At 68.3% G+C, this 15,020-nt stretch carries 15 protein-coding genes; 6 read left to right on the top strand and 9 right to left on the bottom strand.

The window, feature by feature from the left end; translation table 11 throughout:
• The first annotated feature begins 41 nt into the window (after positions 1–41).
• Both C2868_RS08905 and C2868_RS08900 read left to right on the top strand, forming a co-directional pair.
• A complete protein-coding gene (locus C2868_RS08905) occupies positions 42–308 on the top strand; it encodes a hypothetical protein (RefSeq protein ID WP_100810499.1) in 267 nt (88 codons plus the stop codon).
• A gap of 20 nt (positions 309–328) precedes the next feature.
• A complete protein-coding gene (locus C2868_RS08900; protein WP_100810500.1) occupies positions 329–874 on the top strand; it encodes an AAA family ATPase in 546 nt (181 codons plus the stop codon).
• A gap of 250 nt (positions 875–1,124) precedes the next feature.
• On the opposite strand, the gene C2868_RS08895 is transcribed toward C2868_RS08900, so the two are convergent.
• From C2868_RS08895 to C2868_RS08885, 3 genes are read right to left on the bottom strand one after another with little or no spacing between them, the layout of a single operon-like run.
• Positions 1,125–1,754 (bottom strand): hypothetical protein, encoded by a 630-nt coding sequence (locus C2868_RS08895; protein WP_146048033.1) that lies wholly within the window; start codon positions 1,752–1,754, stop codon positions 1,125–1,127.
• Complete coding sequence (locus tag C2868_RS08890; RefSeq protein ID WP_146048032.1) at positions 1,751–2,074, bottom strand: hypothetical protein; 324 nt, start codon at positions 2,072–2,074, stop codon at positions 1,751–1,753. Before C2868_RS08890 ends, C2868_RS08895 begins: the two co-directional genes overlap by 4 nt.
• Positions 2,075–2,097: 23 nt before the next feature.
• Complete coding sequence (locus tag C2868_RS08885) at positions 2,098–3,879, bottom strand: TIGR03767 family metallophosphoesterase (RefSeq protein WP_198519520.1); 1,782 nt, start codon at positions 3,877–3,879, stop codon at positions 2,098–2,100.
• Positions 3,880–4,133: 254 nt separating this feature from the next.
• On the opposite strand from C2868_RS08885, the gene C2868_RS08880 reads away from it, so the two are divergent.
• Both C2868_RS08880 and C2868_RS08875 read left to right on the top strand, forming a co-directional pair.
• Positions 4,134–5,654 carry an SPFH domain-containing protein gene (locus C2868_RS08880; protein ID WP_100810504.1) on the top strand — a complete coding sequence of 507 codons (1,521 nt, stop codon included), beginning with the start codon at positions 4,134–4,136 and terminating at the stop codon, positions 5,652–5,654.
• A gap of 57 nt (positions 5,655–5,711) precedes the next feature.
• Positions 5,712–6,443: a formylglycine-generating enzyme family protein gene (locus C2868_RS08875; protein ID WP_374935773.1), complete on the top strand. Its 732-nt coding sequence runs from the start codon at positions 5,712–5,714 to the stop codon at positions 6,441–6,443.
• Between the two features lie 151 nt (positions 6,444–6,594).
• Here the strand turns inward: C2868_RS08875 and C2868_RS08870 are convergent, their stop codons facing one another.
• The 4 genes from C2868_RS08870 to C2868_RS08855 all read right to left on the bottom strand — a co-directional run bounded on the left by C2868_RS08870 (position 6,595) and on the right by C2868_RS08855 (position 9,743).
• Positions 6,595–7,812, bottom strand: a complete 1,218-nt coding sequence (locus C2868_RS08870; protein WP_100810506.1) for a Dyp-type peroxidase — start codon at positions 7,810–7,812, stop codon at positions 6,595–6,597.
• Positions 7,812–8,330, bottom strand: coding sequence for a copper chaperone PCu(A)C (locus C2868_RS08865; RefSeq protein ID WP_198519521.1), 519 nt, complete (start codon positions 8,328–8,330; stop codon positions 7,812–7,814). The genes C2868_RS08870 and C2868_RS08865 overlap by 1 nt, the downstream gene beginning before the upstream one ends.
• Before the next feature lie 28 nt (positions 8,331–8,358).
• Positions 8,359–8,973 carry a copper resistance CopC family protein gene (locus C2868_RS08860; RefSeq protein WP_232711153.1) on the bottom strand — a complete coding sequence of 205 codons (615 nt, stop codon included), beginning with the start codon at positions 8,971–8,973 and terminating at the stop codon, positions 8,359–8,361.
• A 113-nt stretch (positions 8,974–9,086) separates the two neighbouring features.
• On the bottom strand, positions 9,087–9,743 hold the full coding sequence (locus C2868_RS08855) for a hypothetical protein (RefSeq protein WP_100810507.1): 657 nt from the start codon (positions 9,741–9,743) through the stop codon (positions 9,087–9,089).
• A gap of 556 nt (positions 9,744–10,299) precedes the next feature.
• Between C2868_RS08855 and C2868_RS08850 the strand changes: the two genes are divergently transcribed.
• Complete coding sequence (locus C2868_RS08850; protein ID WP_100810508.1) at positions 10,300–11,982, top strand: glycosyltransferase family 2 protein; 1,683 nt, start codon at positions 10,300–10,302, stop codon at positions 11,980–11,982.
• Positions 11,975–13,405 carry a glycoside hydrolase family 26 protein gene (locus tag C2868_RS08845; RefSeq protein WP_232711154.1) on the top strand — a complete coding sequence of 477 codons (1,431 nt, stop codon included), beginning with the start codon at positions 11,975–11,977 and terminating at the stop codon, positions 13,403–13,405. The genes C2868_RS08850 and C2868_RS08845 overlap by 8 nt, the downstream gene beginning before the upstream one ends.
• Positions 13,406–13,493: 88 nt before the next feature.
• Here the strand turns inward: C2868_RS08845 and C2868_RS08840 are convergent, their stop codons facing one another.
• Positions 13,494–13,733 (bottom strand): integrase core domain-containing protein, encoded by a 240-nt coding sequence (locus C2868_RS08840; RefSeq protein ID WP_100813972.1) that lies wholly within the window; start codon positions 13,731–13,733, stop codon positions 13,494–13,496.
• 13 nt (positions 13,734–13,746) lie between these two features.
• Entirely contained in the window at positions 13,747–14,823 is a 1,077-nt protein-coding gene (locus C2868_RS08835) for an IS110 family transposase (RefSeq protein WP_100812876.1), read from the bottom strand.
• Between the last annotated feature and the right edge of the window lie 197 nt (positions 14,824–15,020).

The raw sequence follows: 15,020 nt of genomic DNA, 5'->3' as shown, positions 1-15,020 counted from the left end.
GCGGCCCGCCCGACCCACCTGACCCCCTCACGGAGCCCGTCATGCCCGACCCCCGTCGCAACCTCATCTCAACCGGCACCCTCTCGCTCGCCCCGGCCGAGGCGCCCGAAAAATGGGCCCTCCGCACCTCGGACGATGCTCCCGCCGTCGAGGCGCACTGGGGCGACTGGGTCCGTCTGGCCAAGCGCATTCTCGACGCCGACGCCCTCTCTCGCGAGCTCGAGGGTCGCGGCGATGCCTGGGATCTGGGTCATGCCGCGGGAGCAGCGGATGCCTCGGGCTCCGACACCCCGAACCCGTTCCGCTGACACGTCGGTAACGTCTCGCTATGCGCATCGTGGTGTCCGGAACTCATGCAAGCGGCAAGAGCACCCTCATCTCGGACTTTGTGTTGAGGCATCCGGAGTTCGTCGTTCTGTCCGATCCGTTCGAGATGCTCGACGAAGCGGATGACTCGCCGAGCGCGGGCATGTTCGCCGCACAACTGCGGATCGCGGCTCAGCGGCTCGGTGAACTCGCTCCCGCTGACGCGGTCATCGCGGAACGCGGACCGATCGACTTCCTCGCCTATCTTCTGGCGACCGCCGAGCTGACGGGTGTGCCCCTCGACGACGAGTTGCTCGCGCGGGCGGTGCGGATAACGGCGGCGGCGATGGCGAACGTTGACCTGCTGGTCGTGCTGCCTCTCGAGGCGCGCGATGGTATTCACGTGGGCAGTGACGAGCACCTCGCGTTGCGGGCTGGGATGGATGAGGTGCTTCGGGAACTTGTCGACGATCCGGATGTCGTGAGTGAGCCCGTCCGCACGGTCGAGATCGCGGGGGATCCCCATGCGCGGCTGGAGGCGCTGGAGGCGCTGGTGCTGCGGGTGTGAGCGGTGCGGGCTCGGGCTGGTCGCTTCGACAGTTCAGCGACCGCGGATGCGCCTGAGCGGCTGAGGATGCGCCGCGGCGGTCGCGGAGGTGCCACCGACCGTGGCGAGCCTTGGCCCGCCGGCCGCCCGTTCGCTCCGAAGGGCTTGGTCACTCGGGAGGGCCGAATCCCCGACATCCTCCCTCCCGAGTGACCAGATCCTCCCGAACGGACGACGGATGCCCGTGGTCGAGCGTGCCGCTGCGACAGGCTCAGCGACCGTGAGGTCGCGGCGTTTCGACTCGGGCTTTGCTCTCGCTCGACGACCGGAGCGCCAGGGCCGTCCAGGCCGTGAGCAGCAGTACGCCCGCCGTGCCGAAGCCGAGCCACGTCAGCGCGGCGCCCGGCCAACCCGTGATGAAGAAGCCTGCCAGCAGGGTTCCGAGACCCGGAGGGCCGACCACGACCAGCACAACGATCGTGAGCAAGGTGAGAAGGATCGCACGCACCGGCGCGTGACGGAACGTCGCGAACCCCGCAGCACCGCGGCCCACAGCGATGCCCGCAAGCACGATGATCGCAGCCACGACTGCGACCGGCGTGAGCCAGGTCGACGCGAGCGAAGCCAAAGCAACGGCCGCCACGACTGCGGCGGATGCGGCCGAGTCGGACCATCGCGGCCAGGCGCCACCCGCACCCGCGCCGAGGGCGGCGACGCGCAGCCGCGCGACGATCACGGCCAACGCCGCCACCAACGCAACGAACGACGCGACGAACAGCGCCACGAACAAGACCGTGAGTGACGGTCGCACGAACGGCGCCACGAGCGTCGCCTGCAGCAGCGCATTGCCGACGATCGCGCCGAGCAATACGGGCCACGAACGAGCCAAGAGCCGAGTCATCCGTTCCTCGCCGCCTCGTCGAGGACGTCCATGATCGAACCCGAGTACAGCTCATCGTCACCGACCGTCACCGTAACGACCGTCTGGTCATCGGCGGGGGAGAGGACCGAGATGTCGGTGCCGTCCGCGGTCTCGCCCTGACATGAGACCTCGCCGGAGGGCGCCTGCGCGCACACGGGCGCCGTCAGGATCTGCACGTCGGCATCGAGCAGCACGTCGATCGCCGCGTACCGGACCTCGGCCAGGTGATTGCCGCCGACCGGAGCGATCGCCGCGATCTGCGAACAGCCCGCGAGCAGCAGCGCGGCAGCCAAGACCACGGGCGCCCACGCTCGCCGCGCGCTCACAGGCCCCTCGCCGTCTCGTAGGCGACGAGTCGAGCGTGCTCGGTCATGTGTTGACTCTCGAGCGCAGCATCCGTGATCGTCGACAGATCGAACGGGGCCCGCAGCAGCAGCTCGGTGTTGCGATCGAGCGGCGAACCCCGGCGCATCATGGGCGTCTCGGCCCAGTCGTTCGCGGCGAACTCGCGGCTGCGCGATGCGAGATCCGCGACACTGCCGCTCGTCCCCGGCACGGCCGGCGAGGCGTGATCGAGCACGGTCGTGAACAGCGACATCGTGCCGTCGCGGTTGTCGACGATCTCGACCACCTGCTGCTGCTGCGGAAAATCGATGCACGAGGCCGTCGTGATCTCCCAGAACCCGCCCGTGGGAGACGTGTGGGCGAGGATCTGGTTGAGGTGCGTGTGCCCGTTGAGCCATCCGATCACCACCGGATACTTCAGCAGCAGATCGACGAACTCCTCGGCGCCGTACAGGACCTCGGTATCGCCCGGACGCTGCGCGCGGTTCTCGAGCGTCAGGCTGTTGTGGTGGCTGAAGATCAGCACGAGCTTCTGCTCGGTCTGTGCCCTCTCGAGTTCGCGTTCGAGCCATCGGAACTGCGCCCCGGGCACCGCACCATCCGGACCCGCGACCTGGTTGCAGGTGTCGAGACCGAACGCGCGGATGTGCGGGGTCAGGTCGGTCTGCCACCACGTCTCGCCGGTGTCGAGGTTGTGCTGCGTGAACCCGTGCCCGATCGGCCCCGGCGCCGACTGGGTCCGGAAGTGCTCGGCCATGAACTCGCGCTGCTCGAACAGGTACCGCTCGGGGTTCGCCGTGACGCTGCGGAAACCGGGGCGTCCGAGCGCGAGGCCGAGCGCGTCGACCGCCTGCTGGAACACGCTGCCGCTCGACGAGTAGCCGTTCAGGATGCTTCCCGCCGTGCCATCCAGCGTGTACGACTTCTGTCCGCCGATCGCCATGGCGTGCAGTTGCGGGCTGAGGTCGAACGTACCGAGCAGGAGGGTGTCGTGGTTGCCGTACACGGCGTACCAGGGCGCCGGAAGGCCCACGGACTCGACGGGCTTGGCGATCGCCTGCGCGAGCAGGTCGGGCAGGCGCGGGAAGCCGTAGTCGCCGAACGCTCCGCCCGCCGGGTCGCCCGGACGATAGGCCCACGTGGCATCCGCCCACGCCTGCACGCCCTGGAATGCCCTGCCGGAGCTGGCGGGGACGACGGCGAGGCCGTCCATCAGGTCGATGTACCAGCGCAGCTCGAGGTGCGAATGCATGTCGGCGCTGTCGCCCGTGACGATCGCCGCGCCCATCGGGGCGCCGGTGAGCGGGCTGTAGCGGGCATCCGAGAACGCCTGCACCATCGCGGCCGTGGCGTGTGGGCTGAGGGGATCGTGCGGATGGAACGCCGAGCCCCACGCCGAGTGGTCCTGCACGATCATCGGCTCGATGCGACCCGGCGACTGGGCGTCGATCACGTGCAGGTCGGACAGATGCCCCATGTAGAGCAGCGACCGGCGGCATGCCTTGCGCGCCATGCTCGGGGTGGCTCGCAGCACGTCGAGCCGGGGGATGTACGGCTCGCCCGGGCCGGTCGTCAGACCCCGGTACTGACCCTTCACGATCGAGCCCTGGCGGATCGTCTGCAGGAGCGTCGTCGGGATGTCGGTGGTCCTAGCCGCGGCCGCTCCCGCCGCGAGACGCGGCGCGAGCACGTCGATGCTGAGGCCGGTCGCGGCGGCGAGCAGCGCGCTCTGAAGCAGGAACTGTCTGCGTGACAGCACTCGAGCCATCCATTCGGGTCAAATGGGGCGGGCGTCCGGGTGCGCTCGCGGCACGAGCATATCGTTCGCGCGCGGGTCGAGTGGGGCGCTTCGACAGGCTCAGCAACCGTGGGGCTGCGTTCGCTCAACGACCGGGGTCCCTTCCACGGGCTCGGGGACCGCGGCGGAAGTCGGGGAAGCGCGAAATTCCCTATACGCATAGGTTGGATGGCAGGGCGTGCACGCGGCAGGCCTGAAGAAGGAGACCCACCCGCATGGATCTGTTCGCCCTCATCGCCCTCGCCGTCGGCGCCGGAATCGTCTTCGTCGTCCTGATCATCGTGCTGATCCTGTTCCGCCTCTGGTACCAGGTGCCGCGGGCGGACGAGGCCATCGTCATCGTCGGAAAGAAGGCCCGCGACAGCACCGAGGGCGAAGCCAACAAGATGACCGTGATCAGCGGTCGCGGCGCTCTCGTCAACAAGCTCACGCAGCGATCCGACAAGGTCTCGCTCCGATCCCGCCAGATCAAGTTCGAGCCGACCGCGCAAACCATCAACGGTGTCACGATCGACCTCACCGGCGTCGCGCTCGTCAAGATCGGCTCGACGCCCGATCAGGTGCGCCGCGCCGCGGAACGCTTCGCGTCGCAGGACGAGGCCATCGTCATCTTCACCACGGAGCAGCTCGAGGGTGCGCTGCGTGGGGTCGTCGCGAAGCTCACGGTCGAACAGGTCATGCAGGACCGTCAGAAGCTCAGCGACGAGATCGCCGAGGGCATCTCGGGCGACCTGCTCGCGCAGGGGCTCGTGCTCGACTCGTTCGCGATCCAGGGCATCACCGACAAGAACAACTACATCTCGGCGCTCGGTGCGGTCGAGGTGCAGCGCGTGCGCCGTCAGGCGGATGTCGCCGAGATCGACGCGCAGCGCGAGGTCAAGAAGCGTCAGCTCGCCGCCGACGAGGCGAACCTGATCGAGCAGACCGCGCTCGACAAGAACAAGGCCGCGGCTCTCTCGGAGGTCGGCCGCGCCAACGCGCTCGCCGAGCAGTCCGAGAACCTCGCCCGCGCCGAGGCCGAGCAGGGCGTCCTCCTGCAGGAAGCCAACAACACGCAGGCGCGCCTCGACGCCGAGGTCAAGAAGGTCGCCGACGCCGACAAGTACAAGCAGCAGACGGATGCCGAAGCCCAGGCGTACCAGCAGCAGACCGCGGCCGACGCCGAGGCCTATAAGCGCCAGAAGAACGCCGAGGCCGAGCGCAAGGTCGCCCAGGAGCGCGCCGACGCGGAGGCCTACGCCGTCAACGCGCAGGCCAAGGCCCGCGAGGCCGCGGCGTCCGCCGAGGCCGCGGCGGTTCGGGTGCAGGCGGAAGCCGATGCCCTGGCCGTGCGTGTGCAGGCCGAGGCCGAGGCCGAGTCGATCCGCCTGCGCGGTACCGCAACGGCCGAGGCGATCGCCGCCGAGGCCGAGGCGCTGCGCGAGAACCAGGATGCGATCCTCGCCAAGGAGATCATCGGTCAGTTGCCGCAGCTGATGGCCGAGTTCGCCAAGGGCTACCAGAAGATCGGCAACATCACGCTGGTCGGCGGCGACACCGCGGGGACCCACATGGCGCGCGAGCAGTCGACCAGCCTCTCGGCGACGTTCGAGAGCGTGAAGGCCGCGACGGGTCTCGACCTGAGCGCGATCATCCAGGGGCAGGCGCTGGGGCGCGGAATCGCCGAGGGGTCGGCGGGCGCGCCCGTCGCTGCGCCCGTGTCTGCCCCGGGCGGGTCGGACGCCGCCGGAGCCTGAACCGCAGAAACCAGCTGCTCGATCCCGGTCGGACGGAGGCCCGTGGACGACATCCAGATGGCCCGGATCGGGGCGGGGAGTGTCACGCTCCACGATGCGCGACGCAAAGCACGCCGGACCGTCGACCTCGAGCCTTTCGAGATCGGGGTGTATCCCGTGACCGAGGAGCAGCTGGCCGAGATCCTGGGTGAGACATCCGTCCACCCCCGGCGCCCGGCGGTCGAGGTGAGCTGGCTGCGTGCCATCCGATTCTGCAATGCAGCGTCGGAATGGGAAGGCCTCGACCCCGCGTATTCGTTCGAGGGTCAGGATGTCTCCTGGCACGTCGATTCCGACGGCTACCGTCTGCCGACCGAGGCCGAGTGGGAGTTCGCGTGCCGCTCCGGGTCGACCGGTGCGCACTACGGACCGCTCGCCGAGGTGGCGTGGACGAGCGGCGATGGGACGGCGACCCCGCAGAACGTCGGCGGCAAGCTGCCCAACCTGAATGGTCTGTTCGACACCCTCGGCAATGTCTGGGAGTGGTGCTGGGACCTGCTCGACCCCGCCCGCTACGCCGACTACCGGGTGTTCCGCGGTGGCGGATTCGCCGACGACGCGTGGAGCGTACGGGCCTCGACCCGGCGGGGTGGGCCCCCGCGGGCGACCCACGAGGACGTCGGGTTTCGGCTCGCGCGTGGCGGATTCGACGCGGTGGATGCCGCGCAGGGATGGTCCGCCGCGGTCGATCGCGAGCGCGGCGACCCGGACGGGCCCCTGCCGTCGGGCTGGACCCCACTCGGTCGGTGAGTTCGGCGCCGCCCCCTCTCGTCCGCGGCGGGCGGCCCCGGCGTACATCTGAAAGGAACGTTGGGGCTTGTGAGCCCGGATGTGGCCGAAACGGCCCTCTGAGCGCTCGTCGTTCCTTCCAGATGTACGCCCGGGCGCGGAGGATCGCGCCTCAGCCGAGCAGGGTCTCGCCGATGTAGCCACCCGCCGCGCACCCGGGAGGGACCGCGAACACCGCCGAACCGACGGGCGTTGTCCACTCGTTCAGGAGGTCCAGGTCGGCGAGGCGACGCTGGATCGGCACGAACTGGCGGTCGACATCGGCCTGGAACGACACGAAGATCAGGCCCGAGTCCGAGATCTGACCTGCGGGCGGGGGATCGTCGTAGTTGTACCCGCGCCGAAAGATCCTCTCGTCCGGATTCTCGCTGCGTGCCCGGCGCAGGTGCGAGAACTCGGGGATGACGGGAAACCCGATCGCGGTCTTCGCCTCGAAGTCGGGCTCGTCGAACTCGTCCGTTCCCGTCAACGGTGCACCGTTCGAGAGGTACCGCCCCACGGACTGGTCGCGGCCGCTGCGGTCAAGGCGGTCCCACTTGTCGAGGTTCATGTGGGTGCGGCGCAGCACCATGCCGGTGCCAGCCGCGAGCCATCCGTCGCGGTTCCACACGATGCGGTCGAACTCCACGGTGCCCGGCGACGGGTTGCTGGTGCCGTCGACCTGCCCGAACAGGTTGCGCATGGTCGTTCCCGGCTTGACGGTGCCGTGCGCCCGCCGAAATCCGGTCTGCGTCCACCGGACGGTCGCGAAGCTGCGCGCGTCCTTCAGCAGCATGCGCGTCGTGTGCGCGACGGTGAGCGGATCGTCGGCCGCAACCTGAACCAGCAGGTCGCCATCGCCGAACGCCGGATCGAGCCGATCGATCGCGAAGGCGGGCAGGGGCCGCAGCCACGCGGGCGAGGCTCCGGCCGCCCGCGCGACGAAGCCCGGGCCGAAGCCGAACGTCACGGTCAGGCGCGCGGGCGCGACCGAGAGCTCAGGCTCAGAATCGGCGAGGGCCGGGATGCCCTGGGTCAGGCGGGAGGCATCGTCGGTCAGGATCCGCATGAGCCGACCGAGGCTCGGGCGATCCGTCTCGGGAAGCAGATCGAGGGCCACGAAAGTCGCGTGACTCTGCGCATCCGTGTCGATCCCCGCCTGATGGGCGCCGTGGAACGGCACCGTCACCTCACCGTTCAGGGGAACGCTGGCCGCCCCGGCCGCCCCGGCGACCGCGTAGTCGATTCCGATCGCCGCGGCCGCGCCGACCCCGACGACAGCCCCTCCGAGGAGGAACTGCCGCCGGGTCGAGCCGGGACGACCGGGACGTGCATCCCGGTCGGGCGACATCAGTTGCCCATGTCCATGTCTTCGTCGCCCTCGTACGTCTCGTTCGCGCCCGAGTAGTCCTTGACGGGAGCGGTGAACTCGAGCGTCGAGTCATCCGCGAACGTGAGGGTGACGGTGACGTCGTCGCCGGCGACGAGAGGGGCGGTGAGGTCCATCAGCATGATGTGGTTGCCGCCCGGCTCGAGCATGAAGGATACGCTGGCGGGGATGACGAAGCCGCCATCCTTCTCGCGCATGACCATCTCGCCCGAGTCGTTCTCGACCGTCTCGTGCAGTTCGATCATGCTCGACGCCTTCGTTGTCGCGGACACGACCGTCACGTCTTCTGAGCCGGTGTTCGAGAGCTCACCGAAGGCGGCCGACATTCCCGCGTCGGCCGACTTCACCCACGCGTCGGTGATCGTGACGCCGTCGGCTTCGGTGGCAGCGTTCGTGGATGGGGTCGTCGCGCAGCCCGTCAGGGCGAGAGCGGCGATGAGTGCAAGCGCGCCGAAGCGCGCATTCGTACGAGTGATCACAAGAGACCTTTCGGAGATTCGACGGCCGTCACGTCGACGGCGTGTCGGTGCCGCCCGTGCGTGACCGGCGGCGATGAATGAAGAAGGCGAGCGCGACGACGACGGCAGCTATGGCCGCTCCGATCGCGCCCACGACCAGGACTCGCGCGAGTCCCGGCTCTTGTGTGATCTGGCTGTCTGCCTGCGCGTTCGTCTCCGCGGTCGGGCCCGTCGCCGCGTCCGATGCCACCGGCTGTCGGACGATCGGAGCGCCGTCACCGACCGTGAAGGGGATGACCCCACTGATCGGATGCCCGTCGCCCGAAACGACCCGCCAACGCACCTCATAGCCGTCAGCGGGCATCCCCTCGGCCATGTGCGCCGAGACGACACCACCCTGTACGGCGATGTCGCCCGTGACCCAGTCGCGGTCATCAGCGTCGACGACGATGATTACCGCTCCCAGGGTGAGGACGTCGGCCGAGAAGGTCAGCGAGACCGACGCGGGTGCTGTGCTCAAACGTTCACCCGACGCGGGCGTGCTGTCGAGCAGCTCGTCGTGGGCCTGCGCAGTCGGAGCCGCGCCGAGGACGACGACGGCTGCCGTGAGCATCGCCGCAGCAACGGTTGCGGTGCCGCGCAGGATTGTCTTTCGCGAAGACATGCGTTCCTTCCCCGTCCGCGCGGTCTCGATCATGAGGGGTGCGCGGACGTCGCCACGGATCATCCGCGGCACGTGATGGACGCGTCGCCGCTCTGTGCGGCGACGTGCAGAAGTCAGATCACGGGGAGGGCGGGTGGTCCGCGCCGCGACAGCGACGACGCGGAATGGTCGAGCGGATGCAGCAGAACCATGCGACGCGCGCGCGCGGGCGCGAGGGAGGGATGCTCCGGCGTGGGCGTTTCGAGAACCGTCACGAGACGGCCGAGCCAGCTTCGGGCGTGCCGGGCGAGGTCGTGCAGGCGCCGCAGGGCGCGCTCGCCGCGGTACAGGGCGGCAACCGTGACCGCGGCCGCGAGGGCGTGGGCGAACCACATGGTGGAACCCGCGGCGAGAGCGGCGGAGGTGCCCGACGCCGTCAGGGGCGCGGCCGTCGCCATCGTGTTGAGCGTCGTGTCGAGCGCCGTGTCGAGCATCGCGGCGTGGTCGTGCACGTGCCCGGTTGTCACCGCGGCGCCGGGAGTCGTGCCGAGGACGAAGAGGACGTGGAAGAGCGCCTGACTGATCACGACCGCGATCGACAGGCGCGTGAGCGAGAGAACTCGGCCGGCGAGGAGCGTGCAGACCATGACCGAGAGGATCCACGGCGCCGCGATCCCGAGTGGACCAGGGACCTCGCCGCCACCCGACACGTGCGAGACCAGCGCGACGAATGTCGCGATCGTGGCCGCGCTCGCACCCCGGAGGACGCGAGTCGATCTCGAACGTGGCACGGCTCTATTGTGCCCGCAGTCGTCGTCCGTGCAGGGCACGGTCCCACTCGCTGGGGTCGCAATGCTCCCTTCGACAGGCTCAGGGACCGTCAGGTCTGGGTTCGGACAACATGAGGCCGGCCGCCGAGGGGGTCGAAGCGACCCGCTCGAGAACACTGCTCCGCGACGCGAACATTCCGGAGTTCGCACGTGTCCCCCGAATGGGCTACAGTGTCCTCCGAACGGTGGACGAGGCCTCTGAGAGCCTGTCCGCCGGGTGGGGGACAGAGCGAGAATCCCCATGATTCCGGCATGATTCCGGCTCTTGACGGCCGCGTGAACGGTGTCTGGGAGCGAGGGTCGCGTCGTGCTACGCGCCGCCGTCGAAGAAGACCTCCTGGCCTGGTGATTCGTTGTTCGCGCCAGATATATGCGCCCAGAGGCATCCGTTTCGATCGTGTAAACACCCCCGGTGCCTTCTTGCAGGTCGCTTCAGCCTGATCGAAGACTCGAGACAGAGAAAGTCAGCACCAACCCCCAGCGCCGCGGGACGCAAGCACCTATTCGAGGGGGCGGAATGTTCATCTTTTTGCTGCAGGTCAGGCACATGCTCGAGGGGTATCCCGAGCTGTACCTGTTCGCGGTCTACTCGTTCCTGATCTGGGGCCTGTGGTTGACGAAGCTTCTGATCAGCCAGCGCTATCGGCCCTTCGCCGAGCGGCACGAGGCCACCACGAGCGTGATCATCCCGGTGGTCGACGAGCCACTCGACCTGTTCCGCGACGTCCTCGGGCGCATCATCGAGCAGGAGCCCGACGAGATCATCGTCGTGATCAACGGCGCTCGAAACCTCGGCCTCGAAGAGGTGTGCGCCGAGTTCGCCCCGAAGGTGCGCTGGGTGCACACGCCGATCGCCGGCAAGCGCAACGCGGTGAAGGTCGGTGTCGAACTGTCCCAGTACGAGATCTCGGTGCTGGTCGACTCGGACACGGTCTGGGCGCCCGGAACCCTCGAAGAACTCGTCAAGCCGTTCGGCGACAAGCGTGTCGGCGGCGCGACCACCCGCCAGCGCATCCTCGATCCCGAGCGCAGCTGGATCACCCGGTGGGCCGACTGGCTCGAGAACACCCGATCGCTGTACTCGATGCCGGCACAGAGCGTTCTCGGCCAGGTCGGCTGCCTCCCGGGCCGAACGATCGCGTTCCGCCGAGACATCCTGGTCCGCGTCATGGACAAGTTCATGAACGAGAAGTTCATGGGCGTGTTCCTGGAGATCTCGGATGACCGCACGCTCACGAATCTGACCCTCAAAGAGGGCTACCGCACCGTCTACCAGCACACCAGCCTCGTCTACACGGACGCCCCGCTGAAGGTGAAGAAGCTCTACAAGCAGCAGCTGCGGTGGGCGCGCGGCAGCCAGTACAACACGCTGCGGATGCTGCCGTGGATGCTCGGCCACGCGCCCCTGCTCACCATGTTCATGGTGATGGACATCGTGCTTCCGTTCCTGCTCGCCGGGGTCATCGGCGGCTGGATCTACCGCGCCGCGGTCGGCGAGGGGCACAACTTCTATGTCGCCATCCTGAACGAGTTCGGCATGAGCTCGGGGCTGATCTGGGTGGTCGGACTGATCGTGCTCTCGTCGGTGCTCAGCATGGCGATCCGCCAGCTGCGGCACCTGGCCGAACGCCCGAGCGACTTCCTGCGGCTGCCGATCTTCATCATCACCTCGACGGCCTTCCTGATGCCGATCCGCCTCATCGGATTCTTCCGGATGGGTCACGCGAGCGGCTGGGGGACCCGAGCGGGTGCCTATGCCGGTGGTGCGGCGCCGACGAGCGACGATGAGCTGCTCGGAACGGACCCCGAGAGCGACCGTATGCATCAAGAACTCGCGAAGCTCGGCATCGAGCCCGACGGGACGGATGCCTCGTCCCGGCGCTCGCCCTCCGCCCCGCAGACGGGACCGACCTCGGTCCCGTACGGCCCCCTGCGCCGCGGTGAAGAGGGCCAGGTGATGGTCGAGGCGCCGACGCGGGTCGCACTCCGGCAGGACCGGGCTCGTTCGGCAACCGGGCCCACACCCGTGAGCGCCGAGGCAGCAACCGTCACGAGCACCGAGGTGGCCGCCATCGCTGAGAGCACCGCGGGGAGCGCCGCCGAGATCGCGCCGCCCCGGCGACGCCTGAACCCCAAAGCCGCCTGGCCGTACGTGATCGGCCTGGCCATCTTCGCACTGGAGGCGATCTTCATTGTCTAGCGGACCCCGTAGCTGGTGGGCGGCCACCCCGAGATCCGCCCGAGGTGCGGCCCTGGGCGGCGCCGTCCTGATCCTGGCGCTGAGCGTCACGAGCGCGGCCGTCTGGGCGAGCCCCGGTGCCGGGCCCCGCCCGCTGACGCTCGAAGAGCAGCTCGCCGCGAGCGAGGCCGAGAAGGCCGCGCTGCAGGCACAGCTCGACGCGGCCCAGGCGGCCGCCGAGCGCACGGCGACCCCGAAACCGTCCGCCACCCCCACGGCGGCGCCGACCCCGACGCCCACCCCGACCCCGACCCCGGAGGAAGAAACGGAGCCCGAGGGGCCCGACCGGGTCGTCATCTACCGCAACGTCACCTCGCCCGTGCAACCGCGGCCCGTCGCGCCTCCGCCGGCTCCCGCCGCCCCGAGCGTCGCACCGGTGACCGCGCCCGCGCTCGAGACCCTCCTGAACCCGACGCAGCGGCACTTCGGCATGTACACGGCCCAGGCGCCGTTCAACTTCGCGACCTTCGACGACGCGGCGCTCAAGGCGGGCACACGTCAGTCGATGGTCGGATACTTCGGAGGCTGGGATCAGACCTACCGCGGCGACGCAGTCACGCGGGCCTGGGAACGCGGTCTGCTCCCCATGCTCACCTGGGAGTCACGGCCGATCGCCGCGCAGAACGACGCGGTGGAAGAGCCCGACTACTCGCTGCCGCGGATCCTCGGCGATCCCGCCAATGGTGTCCCCGGGGCGTTCGACGACTACCTGCGTCAGTACGCCCGCGACATCGTGGCGACCGGACTGCCCCTCGGCATCCGTCTCAATCACGAGATGAACGGCATCTGGTACCCGTGGTCCGAGACCTTCGGCAACGGCAGCGCGATCAACGGCAACCGGCCGGGCGACTACGTCGCGGTCTGGCGGCACGTGCACGACATCTTCGAGGCCGAGGGCGCCAACCAGTTCGTGATCTGGACCTGGGCGCCCAACATCATCAACAACCTGCCGAGCCGCAACAAGTCGGTCGAGTTCCTCACCGCCCTGTACCCGGGCGACGAGTACGTCGACTGGATCGGAATCTCCGGATACCTCCGCCCCCCATACGCCTCGAACCAGCAGTTCACCTTCGACTACACGTTCGGACCGACCCTCGCCCAGCTGCGCCAGATCACCGACAAGCCGATCATCCTGGCCGAAATCGGAGCATCCGAAACCGGCGGAAACAAGGCCGCCTGGGTGGCCGACGTTCTCGACGCGTTCACCCGCCCCGAGAACTCGGACCTGATCGGACTGTCGTGGTTCAACCTGGCCGTCACCACGATCACCGGCGGCGAACGGGTCACGAACGACTGGCGGATCGACTCGCGCGCCGACTCGCTCGAGGCCTTCACGGCGGGGATCGCCGATCCCGCCGCCAACTTCTTCCTGAAGCCCTACTGATCCCGCACGTCCGCCAACGCAAAAGACCCGTTGCATCCATCCCCGGAATCCCCGCCCCGCAGCATCCATCCGCTGAATCGCCCCGGGTTTAGTGGAGGGCGAGTTCTCCCAGCGCCGGCTGGTGCTGGGAGTTGATCTCACGGTAGTACTCGTTCTCTTTCTCGATGGGTGTGAGGTATCCGATCGAGGAGTGCAGTCGGTTCTCGTTGAACCAGTGCACCCAGGACAGCGTGGCCAGTTCCAGGTCGTCGGCGCTGCGGAACGGGCCGTCGATCTTCACGCACTCGGTCTTGTAGAGGCCGACGACGCTCTCGGCGAGGGCGTTGATGCTCCTATATCTGTCAAGCCGCGATTTGGAGGGGTGGTCGGGCTTCGCGGATGGGGCGCATCGCGGCCCAGAGTTCGCGGGCGAGAAGACGTTTCAGACACCGGATGATCTCGGACTTCGTCTTTCCTTCGGTGATCCGGCGGGCGACGTAGGCCTTAGTGGGTTCGTGGTGCTGCATGCGAACGATGACGACACGGTAGAGTGCGGCGTTTGCTTGCCGGTGACCGCCCCGATTGAGCCGGTGTCGGGTGGTCATCCCTGACGATGCAGGGATCGGGGCGACACCGCAGAGCCGGGCGAACGCGGCCTCCGAACGGATCCGTTCCGGATTGTCGCCGGCAACGATCAGCATCTCGGCCGCGGTGTCAGGACCGACCGCAAAGGCTTTCGCGAGGTCGGGAGCGATCTGCGCGGTCAGCTCTGCCAGGAGCTTCTCATGCCCGGAGATCTCGGCATCCAGTACTTCCCAGCGACGGGCGATCGATCGTAACGTGTGCTTGGTCGACGCGATGATTGTGGTCACCTGGCCCGGACGAAGCGCCGCGCAGCGATGGATGAGCGCCATCTTCGATAGCGGTTGCAGCTCCTGACGCAGATCGTCGGGGGCGTTCACGATGACCTGCTTGAGGCTGATCATCGCGGATGTTCTCGCCTTGACGGCGACGTCCTTGGCGACCTTGATCTGACGGATCATCTCCACTGTTCCATCGGCTGACTTCGGGATGGCCGTCGCCAGGCCCGCGAGGACTGCCCTGGCTGCGTTCTCGGCATCGATGGTGTCGGACTTGCCTCGTAGTCGCCTGTCGCGACGGTCCGTTCTCATCACCTCCAGCGTCCCGATTCCACGACGGCGCACTGCGCCGGCCAGGCCTGCACCATAGGAACCGGTGCCTTCGATCCCGAAGGTGAGTTTCCCGCCGAACGATTCGCCCCAGTCGATCAGCTGGCCGTAGCCACCGGAATCCGCCGCGAAAGATCGGCGATCCAGGACCGCGCCGAGCTCATCGATCGCGACGGCGACGTGGACGTGTTTGTGAGTGTCGACGCCGACAACGACTCGACGGTGAGAGGGGACTTGCTGCATGCTCATAGTGCTCGCTCCAACCAGATCAGGACAGGGTGAGTGACACTGGCCGGTCGGGTGGACGGGACTGTGATGGGACTGTTGCGATCAGGCTCCTATGAGGTCACGCCCGCCCGGCCAGCACCACGAGGGTGATGCGCCTCCTGACGGACGACAGATCAACAGCAAGGACACCCAGACTTCGAGGTCAGTCGTCAGCAAGA

The organism is Microbacterium sp. CJ77, from assembly GCF_002911615.1.
Taxonomy (GTDB): domain Bacteria; phylum Actinomycetota; class Actinomycetes; order Actinomycetales; family Microbacteriaceae; genus Microbacterium.
The sequence above is the reverse complement of the archived record's forward strand: the minus strand, read 5'-3'. Positions and strand labels throughout refer to the sequence as shown.